The organism is Cesiribacter sp. SM1 (genome assembly GCF_020178975.1).
Taxonomy (GTDB): domain Bacteria; phylum Bacteroidota; class Bacteroidia; order Cytophagales; family Cyclobacteriaceae; genus Cesiribacter.
In genome coordinates, this window is the sequence record NZ_JAHXBU010000043.1 from 155,576 (window position 1) to 178,155 (window position 22,580).

A 22,580-nucleotide genomic window follows, 5' to 3' on the forward strand; every position below is an offset into this window, starting at 1 on the left:
AAATTATATGCTTTTTTAATTATATCAAACTATGACCGGAAAAAAATGCAGATTACACCCTAAAAGAAATTCTTATACTGCTCCAATACCCTCGGATCTTTCTCTTTTTCAGCTATTTCGCGCAACATAGATTCTTTTTCTGCAAGGCTCTGCTGGATGGCCAGCGCATAAAAGGCTCCTAAACGTACATTATATGCCTGGTGATTGGTAGCATATTCCTTCAACAGCCCGGCTCCTTTTTCTACCTGATCCTGCGGCGCCTGCATCAGGTACTGCCCGAAGTAGTTAATGAAATAGTACAGATCGTTACCCGAAAGCCTGTTAAGCTGTTTCACATACCAGTCGTACTTATCTGTTTTTTGGGTTGCCGCATAATAATCCGCCAGGGCCAGGATAACATCAACACCCCGGGCATCTTCCAGCCCCTTAAAAACTGCATCTTTATCTGTGGCATCACCCAGGGCATAGCCATAAACAGAAGAGGCAACCACAGCATAGGATCGGTCGTCAAGCCCCTTGCGGAATTGCTCCCGGTATGTTCCGGGTTCGGTTGTTGCCAGCAGCGCCAGGGCATCGGCACGCACCAGGCTACTTTTGTCTGTTTCTGCAATCCGTGCTATCTGGTTAAGCACGGCCTGCCTGTCACTGCTCTGGTAATCATCAAAGGCAGCCAGGGCAAGCCTGCGGATAAAGCTGGAGCTATCTGCCAGGGCAGCATTCAGAATTTTTCGGGTTTCAGGAGTTTTGTCTTCCAGCAGTGAGTTTAAGGCCTTATAGCGGCTGATGTAGTTTTCGGCAACCTGAAACTGGTAGCGCATCGCTTCAGGCGTTTTGTTGTGCGTTACTTCGGCCAGCAGCTGCTCTTCTGCATCAAACAGCACCAGCTGCGGCTGCTGACTCGCCGGGAAGGTAAACTCCTGCTTTTGCTCATTGATCCGGATGGCGTAGCGGGTTTTCTCCCCGTTTATGAATACATCTACATATACGGGCAGCACATATAGCGGAAATTCGGTTAGGTCCTGCTGCTGTTCTACCTGCAGCACCACCCTGCCTCCTTCCCAATGGCTTTCTACATTTAAGACCGGGTGTCCGCTTGCAAGAAACCACTGGCTGAAAAACCAGTTCAGGTCTTCGCCGGTCACTTCTTCGAATGCCAGTCGCAGGTCGTGCACCTCTACCGGCTTAAACTCATTTTTCTTCAGGTAACGATTAAGGGAGGCAAAGAAGGCATCGTCGCCAACATATTTGCGCAGCATATGCAATATACGGCTACCCTTGGCATAGGTATGGCTGTCGAACATATCCTCCCGATCGTTATAGTAGTAGCGGATCAGGTCTACCTGCTTTTCAGAAGCTTCCCTGAAATAGGAATCGCCCTGGTTAAGCAGCACTTCCGCAGCGGCGTCATCGCCATACTTATAGTCGGTCCATAAATATTCCGAATATTCTGCAAAGGCTTCGTTAAGCGTTAGGTTTGCCCAGGATTCCGTTGTTACCAGATCGCCGAACCACTGATGGAAAAGCTCATGGGCAATGATGTAATCCCAGTTTTCATCCAGCAGGTAGCGGTCGTCTACCTGCAGCGACTCCATAAACAGGGAGGCAGAGGTATTTTCCATGGCCCCGGAGACATAATCGCGCACCACTACCTGGGCGTATTTTGGCCAGGGATATGGATAGCCCAGAATTTCGGAGAAGTAGGTGAGCATCTCCGGTGTATTGCCAAAGATGGCTTTAGCCCAGCGCTGATACTCCGGCTCTACATAATACTCTACAGGAATACCATTCCATTTATCTTCTACCACGGCAAAATCGCCGATGGCCATCATAAAAAGATAAGGGGCATGTGACTGATCCATACGCCAGTAGTCGGTGCGGGTACTATCGTTAACAAGGGTAGATTGTACCAGTATACCATTGGAAAGTGTTTTGTAGCGGTTGTTTACCGTAATGTATACCTCCTGGGTGGTTCTCTGATTAGGGGCATCTATGGTAGGGAACCACTTAGAATTAGCTTCGGTCTCGCCCTGAGTCCATATTTGCCTGGGTTTGTTGGGATCTGCCCCCAGCGGGTTAATGAAATACAAGCCTTTATCGGCTGTAATGGCATCGCTCCCTCCTACCGGCAGTTCATTTGGCTTGGCTGTGTATTCTATCTCTACGAACAGGGCCTCGTTACGGCTATACTCCCGCTCCAGGTCTATCACCAGCTGAGCTCCGTCGTAGGTATACTTAAGGGGCTTGTTGCTACTGCCCTCCAGAAGCTGTACACTGTGCAGGTCAAAACCTTTTGCATCCAGCACCAGCGTACTCTGCGGGTAAAACCAGGGGCGCAGCTCCAGCGTTGCCTTACCAAGCAGGTGCTGCTTTTGCCAGTCGAAAGATACATCGAGCCTGGTATGCACCAGGTCGAACAGCCTGGTTTCGGCCTGGCGGTAGTTATGGATACTGGCCTCAATACCGGCCACATCCGGTGCCGATGAATCTGCCACAATTGCAGCTTCTGGTGCTGTTTCTGGAATTTGAGTTTGTTGAGGAGCAGATGAACGACAGGAAGCAAACTGAAGCAGCAAAAAAACAGCTGCTAAAAACTTGCCGTGTGTGCTATGCAGCATAAAGCTTGAAATTTTTTTTAACTTGAGCCCTACTTTTCATACAACACTAATATGCATGTATCAGGCAATTGTAAATAACGGAAATGTTTTTCAGATAAGCCAAACCAACGGCACGCTCACCATCAACGACCAGCCTTTAAACTGGGACCTGGCCCAGCTGCCGGGCAGTGGCTTTCATATTATCATGAACAACCGCGCTCACCTGGCCGAAATGGTAGAGTACAGGGAAGAGGAAAAAACCTACCTGATTAAAATAAACGGAAAAATACTGGAGATAAAGCTGAAAGACCGATACGATCTGCTGCTTGACCAGCTGGGCATGACAGATTTGGCCAGCACCCGGGTAAACCAGATAAAAGCACCTATGCCCGGCCTGATCCTTGATATTAAGGTAGCTCCCGGCGACAGCGTGAAGAAAGGTGATCCGCTACTGATCCTGGAAGCCATGAAAATGGAAAATGTGTTGAAGAGCCCCGGCGATGGCCATGTACAGGCTATTGCAGTGAAGAAAGGCGATAGTGTTGAAAAGAACCAGGTACTGATACAGTTTTAAAATGGCTTTTGCATTCTCCTAAAATCAGGCAGGCACTTGCAATTTTAGGTAGGAAAGGCAGGGGCATATTGCTATATTTGCGCCGGCATAGACTTAGGGAAATAATCTGCAGCAGCATGAAATATAAACGCATATTACTTAAACTTAGTGGCGAAGCCCTTATGGGCAATCAGCAGTTCGGTATAGATCCGCACCGGCTGGAGCAATATGCTCAGGAAGTAAAAAGGGTAAAAGAGCTTGGCGTGGAGCTGGCCATTGTAATTGGTGGTGGCAACATTTACAGGGGCATACAGGCCGAACGTACCGGTATAGACCGGGTTCAGGGCGATTATATGGGCATGCTTGCCACGGTTATAAACGCAATGGCGCTGCAGAGCATCCTGGAAAAACACGGCATCTACACCCGCCTGATGTCGGGATTTAAGATTGAGCAGGTGTGCGAGCCCTTTATTCGCCGCCGCGCCGTTCGCCACCTGGAGAAAGGACGAGTGGTGATTTTTGGAGCAGGTATTGGCAATCCTTATTTCACTACCGACTCTACTGCTTCCTTAAGGGCTATAGAAATTGAGGCCGATGTGGTACTGAAAGGAACCCGTGTAGATGGCGTTTATACCGCCGACCCGGAGAAAGATCCAACAGCCGAACGTTACAGCAATATATCGTTTCAGGAAGTATTTGAAAAAGGGCTAAGTGTAATGGACATGACTGCAATTACCCTGTGCCAGGAAAACAATCTGCCTATAATTGTTTTTGATATGAATAAGCCTGGCAACTTATATAATCTTGTGGTTGGCGAAGATGTAGGTACCCTGATCACTGCAAAAAAGTAAAAGGGCCAGAATTTTTCTATTGCTAAACTTTTAACAGAACATACCCATGGAAGAAGAAATCCAGTTACGCCTGGAAGAAGCCCGGGACCTGATGCGCAAAACTATTGAGCACACCAACAGCGAGTTAACTAAAATCAGAGCTGGTAAAGCGCTGCCCAGCATGCTGGACGATGTGCGTGTTGACTACTACGGTTCTCCTACTCCTGTGAGCCAGGTTGCTACCGTTAACACACCCGATGCCCGCACCATCGTAATCCGTCCGTTCGAGAAGAAAATGCTAAGCACCATTGAACGGGCCATTATTAACAGCGACCTGGGCATGACTCCCCAGAATGATGGTGAAATCATTCGCCTTACCCTCCCTCCCCTTACAGAAGAGCGCCGCCAGTCCTTAGTAAAGCAGGCAAAGCAGGAAATTGAGCAGGGCAAGATCAGCATTCGCACCATCCGCAAGGATGCGAACAACCACATGACCAAACTGCAAAAAGAAGGTGTTTCTGAAGACCAGGTTAAGCGTGGCCAGGACCAGGTGCAGCAGCTTACCGATCAGTTTATCGAAAAAATCGATGAGCTCTTCACCAAAAAGGAAAAAGACATCATGACGGTTTAAGGCACTTCAAAAGTCTTAAAATCAATAAACCCTGCTGCACCCGGTGCGGCAGGGTTTTTTAATGCTTTGTTCCTGAGAGACCACCCGATTCTTCTGAACAGGCAGTGCTCTAGATATAAAATCTCCTGATCTTAATATGCTCCTCTACCCTGGCGGGTACCAGGTAACGAATATTTTTATGCTCCTGCAGGCGACGGCGTATGTAAGTGGCAGAAATATCTACCAGGGGAGCCTCCACCAGTCGTACATTTGCATGGGTGCGCAGCTCCGAGGGCTGGGCTCCGGGGCGGGGATATACATATAAACCCCACTGTTCCAGTATCACGCTGCTGTTCTTCCATTTAGGAAAGCTCGCCAGGTTATCTTCTCCTATGATCAGCTTAAACTCATGCTGCGGATATTTATCACCCAACCAGGCCAGGGTATCTACCGTGTAGCTGGGCCGTGGCATCCTGAACTCAATATCGGTTGCTTCCAGGGCATCGTTATCTTCAATGGCCAGACGTACCATATCCAGCCTGTCGAACTCGTGCAGCAGTGTTTTGGAGCTTTTAAAAGGGTTTTGGGGCGATACCACAAACCACACCCGCTGCAGATCGGTATCTGCTACCATGGCGTTGGCAATCATGAGGTGGCCAACATGTATAGGATTGAATGAGCCGAAAAACAGCCCGATTTTCATAGTACAACTGACTTAACGGCTGGCATACCTTTCGCAATAAAAGTATCAACCAGCTCCTGGGCTTTCTGCAGCGAAGTTTCCAGATCTTCGTTCACCAGGGTTATATCAAACTGGTTTTCAAATTTCATTTCAAACTGTGCCTTGAACAAACGCTGCGAGAGTGCGTTATCTGTTTCTGTTTTTCTATCCCGCAGGCGCTGGGTGAGCACTTCCAGGGAGGGTACTTTCACAAAAATGGCAAGGCCGTTATCACCAAAGAATTCTTTCAGGTGCAGGCCTCCCTTTACATCCACATCAAAAATAACGTGCCGGCCTTCTGCCCAGATGCGTTCTATTTCTTCTTTAAGGGTACCGTAAAAGTTGCCGGGATATACTTCTTCCCATTCAACAAAGGCATTCTGATCGATCTTTTCCTTAAACTCTTCGGGGGTAAGAAAGTAGTAATCTTTACCATTCTGCTCGTTACGTCCGCGTTTGTCGCGGGTGCAGGCAGAAATAGAAAACCCCAGGCTGGGGTTTGTCTGTAACAGATGCTTTACGATAGTGGTTTTGCCAGAACCCGAGGGAGCGGAGAAAATGATGGCCTTGCCCTGATGCATTAAGAAAACTGAAGTTTTAGACTAGAGTATTAAGCTGTCTCGTTGACTTTAGAACGAATTACGGTTACAAGATCCGTTGGTACCGGCTTTTTTTCAAGCTTGCTGCGCAAAATATTGCGGATTTCTGACTCTATGTTGTAGTTGCGGTAGCAAGGCATGCATTCTTCTATGTGATGCATGTAATACTCTTTCTCTGTATCGGAAGCCTCGCCATCCAGCACCAGCTGAAGAATCTCCAAGCATCGGTCATGCTCAGAACAACACCCTTGATTATCCGTTTTTTCCATTGCTCAAGTATTAGTTTAGCCAGATAAAAAAATTAAACCTATATCAACACCCGTTGATGCTTAATAGCCCATTGATTGTGCATATGAACGAAGTTTATCCTTAAGCAGGTTACGTGCGCGGTGAAGGCGGCTGCGTACCGTGCCAATCGGGATATCCAGTATTTTTGCCATCTCCTCATAGGTAAACCCTTCCAGGTCGCAGAGGATGATAACGGTGCGGAAGTCTACTGCCAGCGAATTCAGTGCGTTAGACACTTCATCACCGATCATATCCCGTAACGATTCCACCCTTAAATCGGTTGTCATCTCTACCTGGGCATCTTCCGAATTATAATACGATTCAACATCATTATAGTCTACCTTAGCAGGTTCTTTGCTCTTCTTTCGGTAGTCGTTAATGAAGCTGTTTTTCAATATCCGGAACAGCCATGCTTTTGCATTGGTTCCTTCCTCAAATGAATTAATGAAACGGAAAGCCTTAAGGTAGGTTTCCTGCACCAGATCCTTCGCGTCGTCCTCATCGAAGGTTAGGCGAAAGGCAAAGTTATACATCGCATCTATATGAGGCAAAAACTCACCATCAAAGATGCGCATCTTTTGTCTTTCGGAATAACGTTCTACGGTAACTTCACCTTCAGGAGCATCTGCTAACTGATCCTCATCAGAATCGTTCGTATCCCCGGAATCATCGTTATCATCATCTTCTCCTGATTTGTTGGTATAACGATTTTCCTCAGAGCGATCTTCATCATCTGAATAATTCTGTCCTGTTGGCTCCCAATCTTCGTTCTCAATCATAAGGCGGGGCATTTAGAAAATTCTTTCTTCTTTAACTGGCATACGAAGAATACTGTTATCGCACACAGCATATTTTCGTATTTATTAACTACACAATACAATCTTTACCACACTGCCTGGGGGCCTGGCAGCCGGTTTAAAGCATTTAAACGTAATTCAACAGCCTATGGTATAGACTCCTGCCAATAACACTATACAGCCTGCATAATGTTTAAGCCGGTAAGCATAATACCTCCAGGTCTTTATCTGCTGTTAAAGTTTGAAAAATACAGAGCAGGACAATTAAGCAGCACCATTCCGCACATTAACCTGCTGCTACATTTATTTATACAGAAGGTTCAGTCTCTTTTAAACAAGGCCGGCTAAAAAGCTGCTGCACATCAGCTCATTTTTAAGGCTGTTGATTAAATCTTCGCTATTTTTACGCCCATAACTGTTGATCTGCCTAAAATGTCCATACCGCTTTCAGTCGTTATTTTAACTTACAATGAAGCCTCATCTGTTGCCGAGGCCATAGAAAGTGTATTATGGGCAGATGAGGTACTGATTGTAGATTCGTACAGCAATGATAATACCCTGGACATTGCCAGTGAGTACAATGTTCGAATCCTGCAGCATAAGTTCGAGAACTACAGTAAACAAAGAAACTGGGCAATTGAGCAGGCAAAGCACAACTGGATTTTTATGCTTGATGCCGATGAAAGGATTTGCTCTTCCCTGAAAGAAGAGATGGTTTCTTTACTGCAGACCTCTCCTCCTTTTCCGGCCTACCAGGTAAAACGCCACAATTACCTCATGGGCAAACGCATTCGGTACAGTGGCTGGCAAAACGACTGGGTTACGCGTCTGTTCGATCGCAGGCGTGCAGGCTATGGCAAAAAAGCGGTACATGAAAGCCTTTTGGTAGAGGGTAAAACAGGGAACCTGAAAAACCCTATGTCCCACTATACCTATAAAAACCTGGAGACTTTCCTGGAAAAACATAATGAGTACAGTAAAGCCTCTGCCGAAGATCTGGCAGCCCGGGGAATAAGGGTCACCTACTACCATATGCTGGTTAAACCGGCATTCCGTTTTTTCCGATCTTACATACTAAAACTGGGGTTTCTGGATGGAAAGGAGGGCCTTTTTATTGCCAGCCTTTACGGCTGGCATGTGTATTTACGCTATGTAAAGGCCTGGCGATTGAGAAGGAGGGAATATGAAAACAGGCCGCTGAAAGTGCTGCACCTAAGCAGCGAAACCTCCTGGCGGGGTGGTGAACAGCAAATTGCTTACCTCATAGAAGAATTAGCAGCTCTGGGTGTTGAGAACATAGTGGCTTGCCAAAAAGGCTCTCCATTCGAGGCATACTGCCGGGATAAGGGTATCAAATATTTTAGCCTGTCGTTCAGAAATTCCCTTGATCTTAAAACAGCCCTGAGTGTAAAGCAGATCTGCAGAAGTGAACATGTAGACCTGGTGCATATTCACAGCTCCAAATCACATGGTATTGCTATTATGGCAGATATTATTGGTAACGATCTACAGCTCATTCTCAGCAGGCGTGTTGATTTCCCCCCCAAGACAAACTTTTTTACCAGCCACAAATATAACTACCCGCACATCAGGCGTATTCTTTGTGTTTCGGAGGCTATTCGCCAGGTAATGCTGCCCCATATAGATGAAAAAGACAAGCTCTATACGGTATACAGCGGCATTGATCTGCAGAAATTCAGCAGGGAGCAGTCTACAAACTTTTTACGCAGCAAATGGGGCATTCCGCAGGATAAGCTGTTGGTGGGAAACATTTCGGCCATTGCCCCGCATAAAGATTATTTTACGTTTGTGGATACCGCGGAAGAACTACTGAAGCGGAAACTACCCATTGCCTTTTTTATTATAGGTTCCGGCCCCGAAGAACGCACAATCAAAGCCTATGTAGAGGAGAAAGGACTGCAGGAGCATATCATCTTTCCCGGATTTCTGAACAACATTCCGCAAATACTCCCGGAGCTCGATATTTTCCTGATGACCTCAGAGACAGAAGGGCTGGGCACTACTTTGCTTGATGCCTTTGCTGCAAAAGTACCTGTGGTTGCCACCAGAGCCGGGGGCATTCCGGAAATTGTGCGCCACGAACAAACAGGCTTAACAGCAGCCGTAAAGGATGTGCAGGGCCTGGCCGATGGCGTAGAGCGCCTTGTAAAGCAGGAGGCGTACCGGAAACAGCTTAGCGAACAGGCCTATGTTTTTGTTAAATCTTTCGATAAAAAACAAACCGCCCTGCAAACGCTTGCCCATTACAGGCAGGTACTGCAAGAGAAACAGTAGCAAGAGCCTTGCTGCTCAGCTATCTGACTGCGGAGCCTTAGTAGCCGTACTTTTCCTTCCAGAGTGCCCGCAGCTTCTGGCGCATTTCATGCTCACGGGCGTTCTGCCCGGGCTCATACAGCTTAGTTCCCTTTAGTTCATCGGGCAGGTACTCCTGGCTGGCAAAATTCTGCTCATAATCATGGGCATACTGGTAGCCCTTGCCATAGCCCTGGTCTTTCATGAGCTTAGTAGGTGCATTGCGCAGGTAGAGGGGAATGGGCAGATCACCGGTTTTTTGCACCAGCTGCCGTGCCTCCTTAATGGCTTTGTAGCTGGCATTGCTTTTGGCAGAGCAGGCCAGGTATACCGCACACTGCGAGAGAATAATTTCCGCCTCTGGGTAGCCAATTACCGTTACTGCCTGAAAGGTGTTGGTAGCAATTACCAGTGCCGTGGGGTTGGCATTTCCAATATCTTCCGAAGCAAGAATCAACAATCTGCGGGCAATGAATTTAACATCTTCGCCCCCATCAATCATACGCGCCAGGTAGTAGACGGCCGCATTGGGATCACTGCCACGGATTGATTTGATAAAGGCTGAAATAATATCGTAGTGCTGTTCTCCGCTTTTATCGTAGCGCGAGAGGCGCTGCTGCGATACGGCAACCACATCCTCATCTTTTATCTTCTTTTTGCTGGGCGGCAGGCTGTCGGCGGTAAGCTCCAGCAGGTTGAGTAACCTGCGGGCATCGCCGCCGCTAAGCCTGATGAGGGCATCCCACTCACCTACCTCCAGCTTACGGGGAGCCAGCTTTTTGTCTTCCTGCAGGGCACGCTGCACCAAACCCTTGAGGTCTTCTATCTCCAGCGGCTTTAATACATATACCTGACAGCGGCTAAGGAGTGCCTGGTTTACCTCGAAGCTGGGGTTTTCTGTAGTGGCACCTACAAGGGTAATGATACCCCTTTCTACAGCTGCCAGCAGGGCATCCTGCTGACTTTTATTAAAGCGGTGTACCTCATCAATAAAAAGAATGGTGCGACTGCGGTTCTTAGCTTTTTCAATTACTTCACGCACCTCCTTCACCCCGCTGCTGATGGCACTTAGCGTAAAAAAGGCAGCATCGGTATAGTTGGCAACTAAGCTGGCCAGTGTTGTTTTGCCTACGCCGGGAGGGCCCCAGAAAATCATGCTGGGTACCTGGCCAGCCTCTATCAGCTTCCGCAGGGCTGCCTCCTGCCCCAGCAGGTGGGACTGGCCGACTACTTCATCAATGCGCTGCGGACGCATACGTTCTGCCAGCGGGGCCTGTGTGGAGGTTTGATCAAACAGATTCATGGATTAAAGGTAGTAATCTGCCAGTAAAAATAGTAGTTGCCTGAAAATTGCGGGAAAATGTATAGGGCATGTGGTGATGGTAATATGGTATATCGTGTATGGAAGAATGGCCCTGCAGTTGCTATTGTAGCTGTTCCTCACCAACACTGCATACACTGTTTCTATTGCAGCATTCTGCAGCAGTTGGTAAACTAATTTAGGCCTACCTTTGCGGCATGCAAAAATATCAGGTTCACGGGGCACTTACGGCCGTGGGCGTAATTTACGGGATCAACTACAGCATTGCCAAAGAGGTAATGCCACATTACATACAACCCTTTGGTTTTACCCTGCTCCGGGTTGGTGCTGCCACTTTTCTATTCTGGTGTTACCACTTCATCTATGGCGGAGAGCCCATAGCACTTAAGAAGAACCTGCCCCGGCTACTGCTGTGTGCGCTTCTTGGCGTTTCTGCAAACCAGCTGTTCTTCCTGGCAGGCCTTAACCTCACATCTCCTATCAATGCAGCCCTCATCATGACGGTTACACCGGTGCTGGTACTCCTGTGTTCTGCCCTCCTGCTAAGGGAGCGTGTTACAACAAAAAAAGCCCTGGGCATTGGGCTTGGCCTCACAGGTGCGGTATTACTGGTGCTCCAGCAGGGAGAAAGTACTGCACAGGGAGGACTGTTAGGCGACCTGCTCATATTTCTGAATGCCACCTCTTATGGCCTGTACCTGGTGCTGGTGCGGCCGCTGATGCAGCACTACAAAGCTGCAACCATTGTAAAATGGATTTTCCTGTTTGGCTTCTTTATGGTGCTGCCTTTTGGCTGGCAGGAGTTCACCAGCACCAGCTGGCAAAGCATACCACCCATCATCTGGCTGGCCATTGTGTATGTGGTGGTGTTTACCACTTTTGTTGCCTATATGCTCAATGCCTGGACCCTCCGCTATGTAAACTCATCAGTGGTGGGCATCTACATTTACCTGCAGCCAATCTTCGCTACCCTTACCGCTATACTGCTGGGGCAGGACCAGCTGACTCTAGAAAAATTACTATTCAGCATGCTGATTTTTTCAGGTGTATATCTTGTTAGCCGCAAATAGTTAAAAAAACGGCCTCTGAAGGCCCTGCAATTCATTCACAACCGGCTTATAAATTACATTGTCGCAACAATGAAAAAATTAAATATATTTTAGTGATATTATTGATTATCACATAATTCTGCGTACATTTGAAATACAGAGCTGCCAATAAAGTTAATTTTTTAGACTAAACATTACATAATTTTTTAATATTTGTTGGTTTATTTGCGGGTTAATAAATTTTTCGGCAGTACTCCATAACAGGTTGAGCATTTTTTCCTTCTCTCACAAGAATTTTTTAAATGCAGCTCAACCTGTTATTTTTTTGCCTTTTTAAATTAGAAACGGAGCTGTTCCAGAATCTTCAAAAGCCTTTCCAGCTTTTCATCAGTAAACTCCAGGTGCGTAACCATACGTATACTGGCAGGGCCAAATGCTGCCGCTTTCACACCTTCCTGAAGCAACTTTTCCAGTACCTGCGGAACACTGCATCCTTGCAGATCAAATAAAACAATATTGGTATCTACCGGCGCCACCTGCGCTACCCAGGGTAACTGCGCCAGGGTTTCACCAAGCCGGCGTGCACGTACATGGTCTTCCCGCAGGCGTTCAACATGGTGCTCCAGTGCATACAAACCAGCTGCTGCCAGGTAACCAGCCTGCCGCATACCGCCACCCATAGCTTTTCTGATGCGCAGCGCTTTTTTAATATGCTCCCTGCTGCCCAGCAACACAGAACCAACGGGGGCTCCCAGGCCTTTGCTCAGGCAAACCGATATGGTGGTAAAATAGCGTCCGTATTCGCGAGAATCCTCTCCTGTTTCTACCAGGGCATTGAACACACGCGCTCCATCGAGGTGCAGCGGAATCTGCCGCTCACTGCACACCTTATAAATGGCTGCTATCTGATCCAGGGTGTAAATACTGCCCCCTCCCTTGTTCATGGTATTTTCCAGTGCCACCAGACTGGTTACCGGAAAATGAATATCATCGGGATTGATGTTGGCTACAACCGCTGCCGGATCCAGCCGCCCCCGGTCGCCAGGCAGTAAACGAACAGAGCAGCCAGAGTTAAAGGCAATGCCCCCGCCTTCGTACACATAAATGTGTGCATTTGCCGCACATATCACCTCATGCCCGGGTTGGGTAAGAACCTTAATGGCAATCTGGTTCGTCATGGTACCAGAGGGGCAAAACAAGCCGGCCTCCATGCCAAATCTTTTGGCTGTAGCTTCTTCCAGAGCCTTAACAGTAGGGTCTTCGCCCCATACATCGTCTCCAACCTCGGCAGCCATCATGGCCTGCAGCATGGCAGGAGTTGGCCTGGTTATGGTATCGCTTCTAAGATCAATTATTTCTTTTTGCATCCTCAAAAGTAGGGCCTTAGCACCGGCACTGCCAAGTTCCTGCACAAAAAAAAGCCGGCAATGGCCGGCTTGATATAATTGGTATAAAGTTTAGTTGCTTTTACAATGCTGATTCAGGTAGAATTTGGCTTTGCTGTCGCCCTTGCCCGAGGCCTCTACCCAGTCGGTACAGGCACCCTCCCGGTCTCCCAGCTGAAATTTCACATACCCCCTGTTCCTGGTGTATTCCGGCTGAGTGGAATCGATTTTCAAAGCACGTGTAAAATCGTTAAAGGCAGCCTCCCATTTTTCCATACCCATTTGCGCATTTCCCCTTAAAAAGTAGGCACCATGGTCGTTAGGATTTAACTCCAGCACTTTGGTATAATCTTCTACGGCACCGGCAAAGCTTTTTTCAGAATTGCGAATGGTACCCCGGTTGTAATAGGCATTGGTATCGCTGGGGTTGAGCTTGATTACACGATCTAGATCGGCCATGGCCAGGCGGTTCTGCTGCATCATCAGGTACAGCTGTGATCGCTTTTTATAAGAGGCCAGCTGCTTATCGTCTATCAGAATTGACTGGGTAAAGCTTCCCAAGGCATCCTGATATTCATTTACCTCCAGCTGCGCATAGCCCATCTTATAATACAAATCAGCATTTTTCACTCCTTTATCAATAGAACGCTGAAAATAGTCGATTGATTTATCCCACTGCTTGTCCTTAAAGCTGATATCTGCCATCAGGTTAAGGGTTTCAGGGGCAGGCTCTTCCAACTGCTCCAGTTCTCTTAGGTCGGCGAAAGCTTTCTGCGAATCGCCTTTTTCGTAATAAGCCAGGCCGCGGTTGTAGAGGGCTTTGGTATAGCCTTTATCCAGCGCAAGGGCTGCCGTATAATCGGTAATGGCACCATCATATTGCTTTAGATTAAATTTGGCCTTGCCCCTGTTGTTGAGCACTACCTTATCACTTACGCCCAACTGTACGGCTTTATCATAATCTGCTATTGCTTCGGCATAAGCATCTTTGCGGAAGTAGGTATTTGCCCGCTGCGTGTAGGCATCGGCATAGTCTGGCTTCAGGCGAATGGCCTCGCTGAAGTCTGCAAGGGCCGCCTCCAGATCTTTGGCTTCATAGAGCGCATGGCCACGGTGATGGTAAGCAGCAGCATCTTTTGCTCCTTTGGCAATAGCTTTGTCGAGATCTTCCTTAGCAGCAGCAAGCTCTTTTGTTTCGTATCGGCTAATGCCACGGCTTAACCAGATCTGCATATCGTCTGCTCCTCCCTGGATTGCCCTGTTAAGATCTGGCAGGGCCTCTGTATACTGCTTCAGGAAGTACCTGGAATTGCCCCGGGCTGCGAACACCTCATTTTCAGCTGCACCGGCAGTTACTGCTTTATCCAGTGTAGCTACTGCATCGGCATAGGCTCCTGCCTTATACTGGCACAATCCCAGGGCACTTAATACTTCTTTGCTGTTTTCGCCCAGGCTTACTGCCTTCTGCAGGTCTGGCTGTGCACCCGCAGCATCGCCTGCTGCAAACTTCAGGAGCCCCCTGCCTGCATAGGCTTTGGCAAATTCAGCATCAAGGGCAATGGCTTTGCTATAATCAGCCACTGCTGCATCGTTTTGCTTTAGCTGCTGGCGTGCTCTGCCTCGTGCATAATAAAGTGCTGCTGTTTTAACGCCTTTTGCCTCGGCACCCTCAAAGGCTTTGATGGCTTCTGCTGGTTTTTCAAGCGCAACATAAGCATTGCCCAGCTTTAGCATCAGCTCTCCATTACCTGCTGCAGTAGCAGCAATCGCCTGCAGGTCGGCAGCAGCAGCACTCCATTCCTTTTGTTCATAGTATGCATTACCTCGCTGGGCCTGCTGCTCGGGGCTTAATGGCTTTATTTTTTCGCCAAGCTGCCAGTCGGCAATGGCAGCGCTATAGTTCTTTTGCTGGTAGTAGGCTTCGGCCCTGCCAGTATAGGCTTCTGCTGATTTATCACCCAGGTCAATGGCTTGTGTAAATTCCCGCTCGGCACTCTTATACTGCTGCTTTTCCAGCATGATCAAGCCCCTGTAGCGAAAGATCTTCTGATCTTTAACACCTTTGGCAATGGCTTTGTCCAGATAAGGAAGCGCCTGTTCTTTCTGCCCGCCCTCATATAAGCCCAGTGCCAGCATGCTGTAGAGCTCTGCCTCCTGCACGCCTGCCGCTTCGGCTTTTTGCAGGTCGGCAATGGCTTCTGTAGTTTTCTTCTGGCTAAAGAGCGCTTTGCCGCGCAGCCAGTATGCTTCCTGCAGTCGACTATCCGCTTGTAGTGCTTTGTTCAAATCTGTAATGGCCGCTGCCGCGTTACCGGACAACAGCTGCGCTTTACCTCTTTTCAGGTAGAGGCCAGGATCGCTTGCTCCTGCAGCCAGGGCTTTGTCGAAATCTGCAATGGCCGGGGCATAGCGGCTGGCTGCCAGGTGCAGATCGCCGCGGGCAGCAAAGGTGGCAGCATCTTTAACACCTCCTTCAATAGCTTTATCCAGGTCGGGGAATGCTTTATCGGCCTGCTGCTGGTGGTAATAGGCAAGCCCCCTGTAGGCAAGCAGTTGTGGTACGCTGCCACTGCGCAGGGCGATGGTAAGATTGTCTACCGCCTTAGACCAGTTTTTCTGATGATACTGTGCTGTTCCCAAACCGGTATGGATCTGTGCATCTCCTTTGCCGGCATTTACCACCGCTTCCAGGTCGGTGGCCGCAGCAGCCCAATCCTGCAGGGCCAGCCTGGCTTTCCCCCTGCCTGCAAAGAGGTCTTCTTTATTATAACCTGCAGAACGGGCTTTATCGTAATAGCTGATGGCCTGCTGCCACTGCTGAAGCTCCAGAAAAGCGGTTGCGGCTTTGGCATGGGTATCGGCCTCTTTTTCGCCATTGGCAATGGCCTTTTCGTAGTCGGCGGCAGCTTCTTTCCATTGTTTTTGCTGATAGTAAGCATCTGCCCTGTTGAGATAGGCTTTGCCATATTGTGGGTTCTGCTGAATGGCTTTGCCAAAATCGGCTATTGCACCAGCCAGTTGGTTCTGGAGCAGTTTAGCTTTGCCACGGTTGTTATAGAGCACTGCATCGGCCAGGCCTGCAGCTTCTGTTTTATCATAGGCTGTTACCGCTTTTGCGTACTGCTCTGCTTTAAAATAGGAATCTCCCAGCATCTTTAGCGCGGCAGGCTCTTTCAGTCCTCCATCAATTGCACGCTGTAGATCGGCAGCAGCAGCGGCTGCATTGCCTGTTTCGTAGAAGCCCAGCCCTCGGGCATATAATACTTCGGTGCCGGCCACTCTTAGTTCTATGGCCTTGTTCAGGTCTGCCAGGGATTTCTCCCAGCTTTTTTGCTTTGTGTAGATTAAACCACGGCCTGCGAAAGCTTCACCAGCAGTAGCCTGCTGCTTTATTACTTCTGTAAAAGCAGCAACAGCCTCATTATCGCTGCCGGTTTTGGCATAGGTTTGGGCCAGCAACAGGCGCAGGGGCACATCCTGGGGAAACACAACGGTGGCCTTCTTTAGATAAGATTGCGCATCACCCTCCTGCTTACGCGCAAGGGCACTTAAGCCCCTGATATAGCTGTAGTCAAAGCGATTGCTTTTGTTCCAGGCTTTTAAGGTACTATTTACATCATTCAGCTTGCGGAGCTTATCGGCTGTTACTACAAATGCAGGCCCTTCTTCGAGCATTACCACTATGCCCGCCAGCTCACCATTTGCCAGCACAAGCGGCGCACCGCTTACCAGCTCGGGTGTAGCATTGAGGAGCACAACAGAACCGTAACCTGTTACATCGGTAGTGGTAACTTTTGCAGTTCCTGCAGAAACAGCACGTGGCTCGGGAGCTGTGTACCAGTTTAGCTGTGCCGGTATGTTGCCGTTACCTGCTAGCAGGAGCTTGAATTTGGTGCTCTGGTTGTTATCAATCGTAAAGCGTACCAGGCCGGTATAAGGGTCGGCCGCTTCGATGCGCTGCAGCTGATGAGTGGTGCTGTCTACAGTTTTAAGACGGGCTGTTTCTGCACCTTCCAGCAGGCTTGCATGCACTACGCCTCTACCTGCATCATCAACAAAGAAGCCTGTACCCGCTTTCAGGCGGCTTCCCTGTGCATTGAAGGTTTCAATAAAAAAGACACTGCTGTTTTTTTGCTGAGCCTGCAACAGGAGATTCCCCTGCAGCAGCAGACACAAAAAAGCTAAGAGAGAGGCTATGTATTTCATTTCAGACCCATTATGGTATTTGCAGAATACAAAATAGATGGGTTTGGACCTGAATACAAAAAAAGGCCCCTTCAGATCGGGGCCTATCTCTTTTCAAACATTACATAGCTAAGTTATTTCTAAACATTGGCAGCTACCCAGGTGTATGCAGATCCAAAATCAGAACAAAAAAAAGGCCCGCAGTCTTTCGATCTGCGAGCCTCGTTGTTCACCCTTAACCATTAACCTATCAATATTATTATATACACGGCAAAGAAGAGTAGTCCCACTATAGTGGACTTAATGGTAGTAATTTTCCGCTCCATACATTCCCAATAATTACTGTAGTTTAAAAAATTGATGCCCTAAGGCTTCAAAGAACTTGTATACACATAATACGTTCTTCAGCAGCCGGAAGTTGTTGTTAGAACGTTATATTTCTCAAAAAAAATACCCGGCCAAAGGGGCCGGGTACTCAACCAAAACATATCTATCTGGCTTACAAATGAATAACTTCGTCGTAAGCCGCTGCAGTTGCTTCCATTACAGCTTCACTCATGGTTGGGTGCGGATGCACTGCTTTCAGTACCTCATGGCCGGTTGTTTCAAGTTTACGGGCCACTACTACTTCGGCAATCATTTCAGTTACATTGGCACCTATCATATGAGCGCCTAGCCACTCGCCATACTTGGCATCATAAATTACTTTTACAAAGCCATCTTTGGCACCAGCGGCACTTGCCTTACCAGAAGCCGAGAATGGGAATTTACCCACCTTTACTTCGTAACCTGCTTCCCGGGCAGCCTTTTCGGTATAGCCAACTGATGCAATTTCAGGAGAGCAGTAGGTACAGCCCGGAATGTTGCGGTAGTCCAGTGGTTCGGGGCTGTGGCCTGCAATTTTTTCCACGCAGATGATACCTTCGGCAGAGGCTACGTGTGCCAGGGCCGGACCAGGTACTATATCGCCAATGGCATAAACACCTGGCACAGAAGTACGGTAGAATTCATCTACCACCACACGGCCACGATCGGTTTTAACCCCTACCTGCTCCAGGCCAATGCCTTCCAGGTTGGTGCTTACGCCTACGGCAGAAAGTACTACATCACACTCGAGCTGCTGCTCGCCTTTGGCTGTTTTAACCGTTACTTTGCAGCCTTTGCCGCTGGTATCCACCTTGGTTACTTCAGAAGAAACCATGATGTCGATACCTGATTTTTTATAGTTCTTCTCCAGCTGTTTAGAAACCTCCTCATCCTCTACCGGCACAATGCGGTCCATAAACTCAACGATGGTTACCTTGGTGCCAATGCTGTTGTAGACATATGCAAACTCAACACCTATGGCACCAGAGCCTACTACGATCATGCTTTTTGGCTGCTCTGCCAGGCTCATGGCCTCACGGTAGCCGATAATTTTTTTACCATCCTGCTTCAGGTTGGGCAGTTCGCGGCTGCGGCCACCGGTAGCCAGCATAATATGCTTGGCTTTATAATCCTGCTTTTTGCCCCCTTCGTCAGTTACTTCTACCGTATCTTTGGCTTTAAGCTTACCAAAGCCGGCAATGTGATCAATTTTATTTTTACGGAACAGGAACTGAATACCTTTGCTCATGCCGTTGGCAACATCGCGGCTACGCTTGATGATGGCGCCAAAATCGGCCTTGGCTTCGCCTACAGAAATACCATAGTCTTTGGCATGGTTGATATATTCAAACACCTGGGCACTTTTTATCAGGGCTTTGGTAGGAATACACCCCCAGTTAAGGCAAACACCTCCCAGGCTTTCTTTTTCCACCACCCCTACCTTCATACCCAGCTGAGAGGCACGGATGGCTGCTACGTACCCGCCCGGGCCGCTGCCTATAACAATAAGATCATATTGAGTTGCCATAAAAATTATTACGGATAAATACTGCTTTTTAACAGAGGCCAAATTTAAGGCAAAACATGAGCTTAAAAAAACTTAATGTTGTACGTTTCTGATGTTTTGCGTTTTTTGTGCCCGAATTGCCAGCAGCCGTCTGTTTATGAACAACGGCCTGTTGGCGAAGATTAGAGTATATTGTACATGGTATACAGATTGCCGGCAGTTGAGATTTTCCACTTATGATCATTACCGCTTACTTTCCATATACCATATACTTGTATTATATACCAACTGAGTACACTCACTGAAGACTTAAATTAAAAACAAATGAAATTATTGGAAGGGAAAGTGGCACTGGTAACAGGTGCATCAAAAGGAATAGGACGCTCCATTGCCCTGAAATATGCAGAACAGGGTGCTGCCGTAGCTTTTACCTACCTCTCTAGTGTAGAAAAGGGCCAGGCCCTGGAAGATGAGCTGAAAGCACAGGGGGTGAATGCCAAAGGCTACCGCTCCAATGCGGCCGATTATGCTGCTGCCGAAGAACTGATCAATGCAGTGGTAGCAGATTTTGGCAAACTGGATATCCTGGTAAACAATGCCGGCATTACGCGCGATAACCTCCTGATGCGCATGAACGAGCAGATGTGGGACGAGGTAATCAATACCAACCTGAAGAGCTGTTTTAACACCGTAAAGGCTGCCACCCGCACCTTTATGAAGCAAAAGAGCGGCAGCATCATCAACATGACATCTGTAGTTGGGCTTAAAGGCAATGCCGGGCAGGCCAACTACGCTGCTTCCAAGGCTGGCATCATTGGCTTTACCAAATCGGTGGCACTGGAACTGGGCAGCCGCAACATTCGCAGCAATGCTATTGCTCCAGGCTTTATCGAAACCGAAATGACCGAAGTACTGGACGAAAAAACTGTACAGAGCTGGCGGGATGCCATTCCGCTTAAGCGTGGCGGCAGACCAGAAGATATTGCCGACTGTGCCGTGTTTTTAGGCTCCGACATGAGCGCCTATATTACCGGCCAGGTACTGCAGGTTGATGGCGGGATGTTGACTTAACAAATCCATATACTCATTAGCATTGCTGGGGTAAAACAAGAAGCTTAACCGGCAGTAACTGACCACACCTAACGAAATTCCCCTTCTCCGAGAGGAATTTCGTTAGGCTATTATCCTTCAATACGGTTATCCAGGATGCCTCCCTGTTAACACATTGTATCATTATCACATTTACATACTTCAGCAACGCAAGAACATTTAAAGCTTTTCGTTACTTTTAACTGGAGTAAAAAAAGAGAAAGAAGATAAATGGATGTACGGCAATTGTTGTGGGGAGCTTCTCCCTGGTGGATTTTAGTGTGCCTGCTGGCAGGATTACTCTATGCAGGTTTACTCTACAGCCGTACCCCAACCCTCTGGAGCCGCACCACTAACTGGGGCCTGTTTGCACTGCGTTTTGTACTGGCCAGCCTGGTATGCCTGCTGCTGCTGGAGCCCTTCCTGAAACAACTTACCCGACACGTAGAAGAACCAGTTTACCTTGTTGCCATCGATAACAGCTTATCGGTGCCTGAAGGTGGAGGACTGACCGAAGCCTCACTAAAACAGACCATTGACCGCCTGCAGCAGGAGCTCGGAGATAAAGGCCGCATTGAGCTTCGCACCCTTGAAGGAACAATCACCCAAACCGACAGTCTGAGCTTTGATGCCCAGACCACTAACCTTAGCAACCTGCTAAGCGGTGTGCGCTCCGATTATGAGAACCGTAATCTGGCGGGCGTAGTGCTGCTTTCTGATGGCATTTACAACCAGGGTATTTCTCCGGCCTTTGTTCCCTACCCTTTTCCGGTCTATAGCCTGGGTCTTGGCGATACACTGCCCAAAACAGATGTAAATCTGAAAAACCTGTACTACAACAAGGTTGCTTACCAGGGCAATCAATTCAGGGTGCGGGCAGAGATTACCCAGAATGGTTATGAAAACCAGCCCCTTACCCTAACGGTGCGGCGTGGAAACCGGGTGCTGCAGCAAAAATCCATACGCTTTGGCCAGGGAGCTGCCCTGCTGGAGGAAGAAGTTGTGCTGGATGCCGATGAGGCCGGCCTGCAACATTATGTGTTTGAGGTAAGCGGCGCCACCGATGAGTACACCCAGAAAAATAACACCCGCCATGCTTACATAGAGGTAGTAGAAGGTAGGGAAAAGATTTTGATTGTGGCCAACAGCCCACACCCTGATATTACAGCCTTCCGCAGGGCCATAGAAAAAAACAAGAACTACCAGAGCTTTTTGTATATACCAGGCATCTCTGACTACCAGGAAGAAACCTACGACCTGGTTATTCTGCATGGTTTACCGGGCGGGCGCGATATTCCGCAAATGGATCAGATCCTCAAAAATGCCCGCGCCCGCTGGTACATAGTAAGCAACCAGACAGATCTGCGTGCTTTTAACCAGCAACAGGAGCTGGTGCAGATCCAAAGCCTGCAGCGCGAGTTCGATGAAGTATTCCCGATCCTGAATGGTAATTTTGACCTCTTCACTTACCCGGGCGATTACCGCAGCAACATTGCTGCCTACCCGCCAGTGCAGGTTCCTTTTGGCCGCATCCAGACAGCCGGCTGGGGCCGAGTGCTGCTGCAGCAACGTATAGGCAGGGTAGATACAGATAAGCCACTGCTGGTGATTGGGGTGCAGGAAGAAAAGAAAACTGCCGTAATGCTGGGAGAAGGCATGTGGCAGTGGCGCTTGCAGGAATTTGCCGCCACCGAAGACTTTAAGGCTTTCGATGAAATGGTGCTCAAAACCGTTCAGCTCTTGTCTGCCCGAGACGACCGCCGCCGCTTTAAGGTGTACCCGCTGGAAGAAGAAGTGCTGGATACCGAAGGAGTAACCTTTGAAACTGAAGTCTACAACCAGGCCTATGAACGCATCTGGGGACAGGCTGTAAACCTGCTGATTACCGACGAAGGCGGAAAACAGTACCGCTACAGCTATCAGAACACCCGCAATAACCCACGCTACACCGTACAAAACCTGCCCGCAGGCGTGTATCAGTACAGGGCCTCTACCGAGTTGAATGGAGAAACCCATACCGCTAGCGGCCGCTTCAGTGTGCAAAACCTGCAGCTCGAGTCACTGGAACTAACCGCCAATCATAACCTGCTGCGATCCATTTCAGATAAAACAGGCGGCCGGTACTATCATTACCAGCAGGAAGACGGGCTGATACAGGAACTTAAGGAACTGGAAGCAAAGAATGTGATTACGGCAGACGAAGCCTACGAATCGGTACTGAACCTGGAGTGGCTCCTGGTCCTGATTCTTTTACTCATCAGTGCAGAGTGGTTTGTAAGAAAGTATAACGGCGGATATTAGTTTTCTCACTTATTTCTGTTTTGGGAACAATTTAAGTAGCTTGGGTCATGGCTCTTTGGTTACTTCGATGGC

General features: G+C 48.4%; 16 protein-coding genes. 7 read left to right on the plus strand and 9 right to left on the minus strand.

Features of this window, described 5'->3' with window-relative positions; genetic code table 11:
- Window positions 1–59: 59 nt before the first annotated feature.
- Window positions 60–2,492: a M1 family metallopeptidase gene (locus tag KWJ01_RS07980; protein WP_224995903.1), complete on the minus strand. Its 2,433-nt coding sequence runs from the start codon at window positions 2,490–2,492 to the stop codon at window positions 60–62.
- 178 nt (window positions 2,493–2,670) lie between these two features.
- Between KWJ01_RS07980 and KWJ01_RS07985 the strand changes: the two genes are divergently transcribed.
- The 3 genes from KWJ01_RS07985 to frr all read left to right on the plus strand — a co-directional run bounded on the left by KWJ01_RS07985 (window position 2,671) and on the right by frr (window position 4,608).
- Window positions 2,671–3,168, plus strand: coding sequence for an acetyl-CoA carboxylase biotin carboxyl carrier protein subunit (locus tag KWJ01_RS07985; protein WP_224995904.1), 498 nt, complete (start codon window positions 2,671–2,673; stop codon window positions 3,166–3,168).
- Between the two features lie 116 nt (window positions 3,169–3,284).
- Window positions 3,285–3,998 (plus strand): UMP kinase, encoded by a 714-nt coding sequence (pyrH, locus tag KWJ01_RS07990; protein ID WP_224995905.1) that lies wholly within the window; start codon window positions 3,285–3,287, stop codon window positions 3,996–3,998.
- Window positions 3,999–4,044: 46 nt separating this feature from the next.
- The gene (gene frr / locus KWJ01_RS07995; RefSeq protein ID WP_224995906.1) at window positions 4,045–4,608 is read left to right on the plus strand and encodes a ribosome recycling factor; all 564 of its coding nucleotides are present in this window, start codon (window positions 4,045–4,047) and stop codon (window positions 4,606–4,608) included.
- Between the two features lie 109 nt (window positions 4,609–4,717).
- On the opposite strand, the gene nadD is transcribed toward frr, so the two are convergent.
- The 4 genes from nadD to KWJ01_RS08015 are packed head-to-tail and all read right to left on the minus strand — an operon-like array spanning window position 4,718 to window position 6,770.
- The gene (gene nadD, locus KWJ01_RS08000) at window positions 4,718–5,290 is read right to left on the minus strand and encodes a nicotinate (nicotinamide) nucleotide adenylyltransferase (RefSeq protein WP_224995907.1); all 573 of its coding nucleotides are present in this window, start codon (window positions 5,288–5,290) and stop codon (window positions 4,718–4,720) included.
- On the minus strand, window positions 5,287–5,889 hold the full coding sequence (gene gmk / locus KWJ01_RS08005) for a guanylate kinase (protein ID WP_224995908.1): 603 nt from the start codon (window positions 5,887–5,889) through the stop codon (window positions 5,287–5,289). Before gmk ends, nadD begins: the two co-directional genes overlap by 4 nt.
- 29 nt (window positions 5,890–5,918) lie before the next feature.
- Complete coding sequence (locus KWJ01_RS08010) at window positions 5,919–6,176, minus strand: anti-sigma factor (RefSeq protein ID WP_224995909.1); 258 nt, start codon at window positions 6,174–6,176, stop codon at window positions 5,919–5,921.
- Between the two features lie 60 nt (window positions 6,177–6,236).
- Entirely contained in the window at window positions 6,237–6,770 is a 534-nt protein-coding gene (locus KWJ01_RS08015) for a sigma-70 family RNA polymerase sigma factor (protein WP_061992134.1), read from the minus strand.
- A gap of 654 nt (window positions 6,771–7,424) precedes the next feature.
- Between KWJ01_RS08015 and KWJ01_RS08020 the strand changes: the two genes are divergently transcribed.
- The gene (locus KWJ01_RS08020) at window positions 7,425–9,287 is read left to right on the plus strand and encodes a glycosyltransferase (RefSeq protein WP_224995910.1); all 1,863 of its coding nucleotides are present in this window, start codon (window positions 7,425–7,427) and stop codon (window positions 9,285–9,287) included.
- Between the two features lie 37 nt (window positions 9,288–9,324).
- Here the strand turns inward: KWJ01_RS08020 and KWJ01_RS08025 are convergent, their stop codons facing one another.
- Window positions 9,325–10,608 carry a replication-associated recombination protein A gene (locus KWJ01_RS08025; protein ID WP_224995911.1) on the minus strand — a complete coding sequence of 428 codons (1,284 nt, stop codon included), beginning with the start codon at window positions 10,606–10,608 and terminating at the stop codon, window positions 9,325–9,327.
- Window positions 10,609–10,823: 215 nt separating this feature from the next.
- Here KWJ01_RS08025 and KWJ01_RS08030 point away from each other — a divergent pair, with 215 nt between their 5' ends.
- A complete protein-coding gene (locus tag KWJ01_RS08030; RefSeq protein WP_224995912.1) occupies window positions 10,824–11,696 on the plus strand; it encodes a DMT family transporter in 873 nt (290 codons plus the stop codon).
- 317 nt (window positions 11,697–12,013) lie between these two features.
- On the opposite strand, the gene KWJ01_RS08035 is transcribed toward KWJ01_RS08030, so the two are convergent.
- The 3 genes from KWJ01_RS08035 to lpdA all read right to left on the minus strand — a co-directional run bounded on the left by KWJ01_RS08035 (window position 12,014) and on the right by lpdA (window position 19,139).
- Window positions 12,014–13,042: a low specificity L-threonine aldolase gene (locus KWJ01_RS08035; RefSeq protein ID WP_224995913.1), complete on the minus strand. Its 1,029-nt coding sequence runs from the start codon at window positions 13,040–13,042 to the stop codon at window positions 12,014–12,016.
- 90 nt (window positions 13,043–13,132) lie between these two features.
- Window positions 13,133–17,266, minus strand: coding sequence for a tetratricopeptide repeat protein (locus tag KWJ01_RS08040; protein ID WP_224995914.1), 4,134 nt, complete (start codon window positions 17,264–17,266; stop codon window positions 13,133–13,135).
- A gap of 478 nt (window positions 17,267–17,744) precedes the next feature.
- Window positions 17,745–19,139 (minus strand): dihydrolipoyl dehydrogenase, encoded by a 1,395-nt coding sequence (lpdA, locus tag KWJ01_RS08045; RefSeq protein WP_224995915.1) that lies wholly within the window; start codon window positions 19,137–19,139, stop codon window positions 17,745–17,747.
- A 303-nt stretch (window positions 19,140–19,442) separates the two neighbouring features.
- On the opposite strand from lpdA, the gene fabG reads away from it, so the two are divergent.
- Window positions 19,443–20,189 (plus strand): 3-oxoacyl-[acyl-carrier-protein] reductase, encoded by a 747-nt coding sequence (fabG, locus tag KWJ01_RS08050; RefSeq protein WP_224995916.1) that lies wholly within the window; start codon window positions 19,443–19,445, stop codon window positions 20,187–20,189.
- Between the two features lie 249 nt (window positions 20,190–20,438).
- The gene (locus tag KWJ01_RS08055; protein ID WP_224995917.1) at window positions 20,439–22,508 is read left to right on the plus strand and encodes a hypothetical protein; all 2,070 of its coding nucleotides are present in this window, start codon (window positions 20,439–20,441) and stop codon (window positions 22,506–22,508) included.
- The last annotated feature ends 72 nt before the right edge of the window (window positions 22,509–22,580 follow it).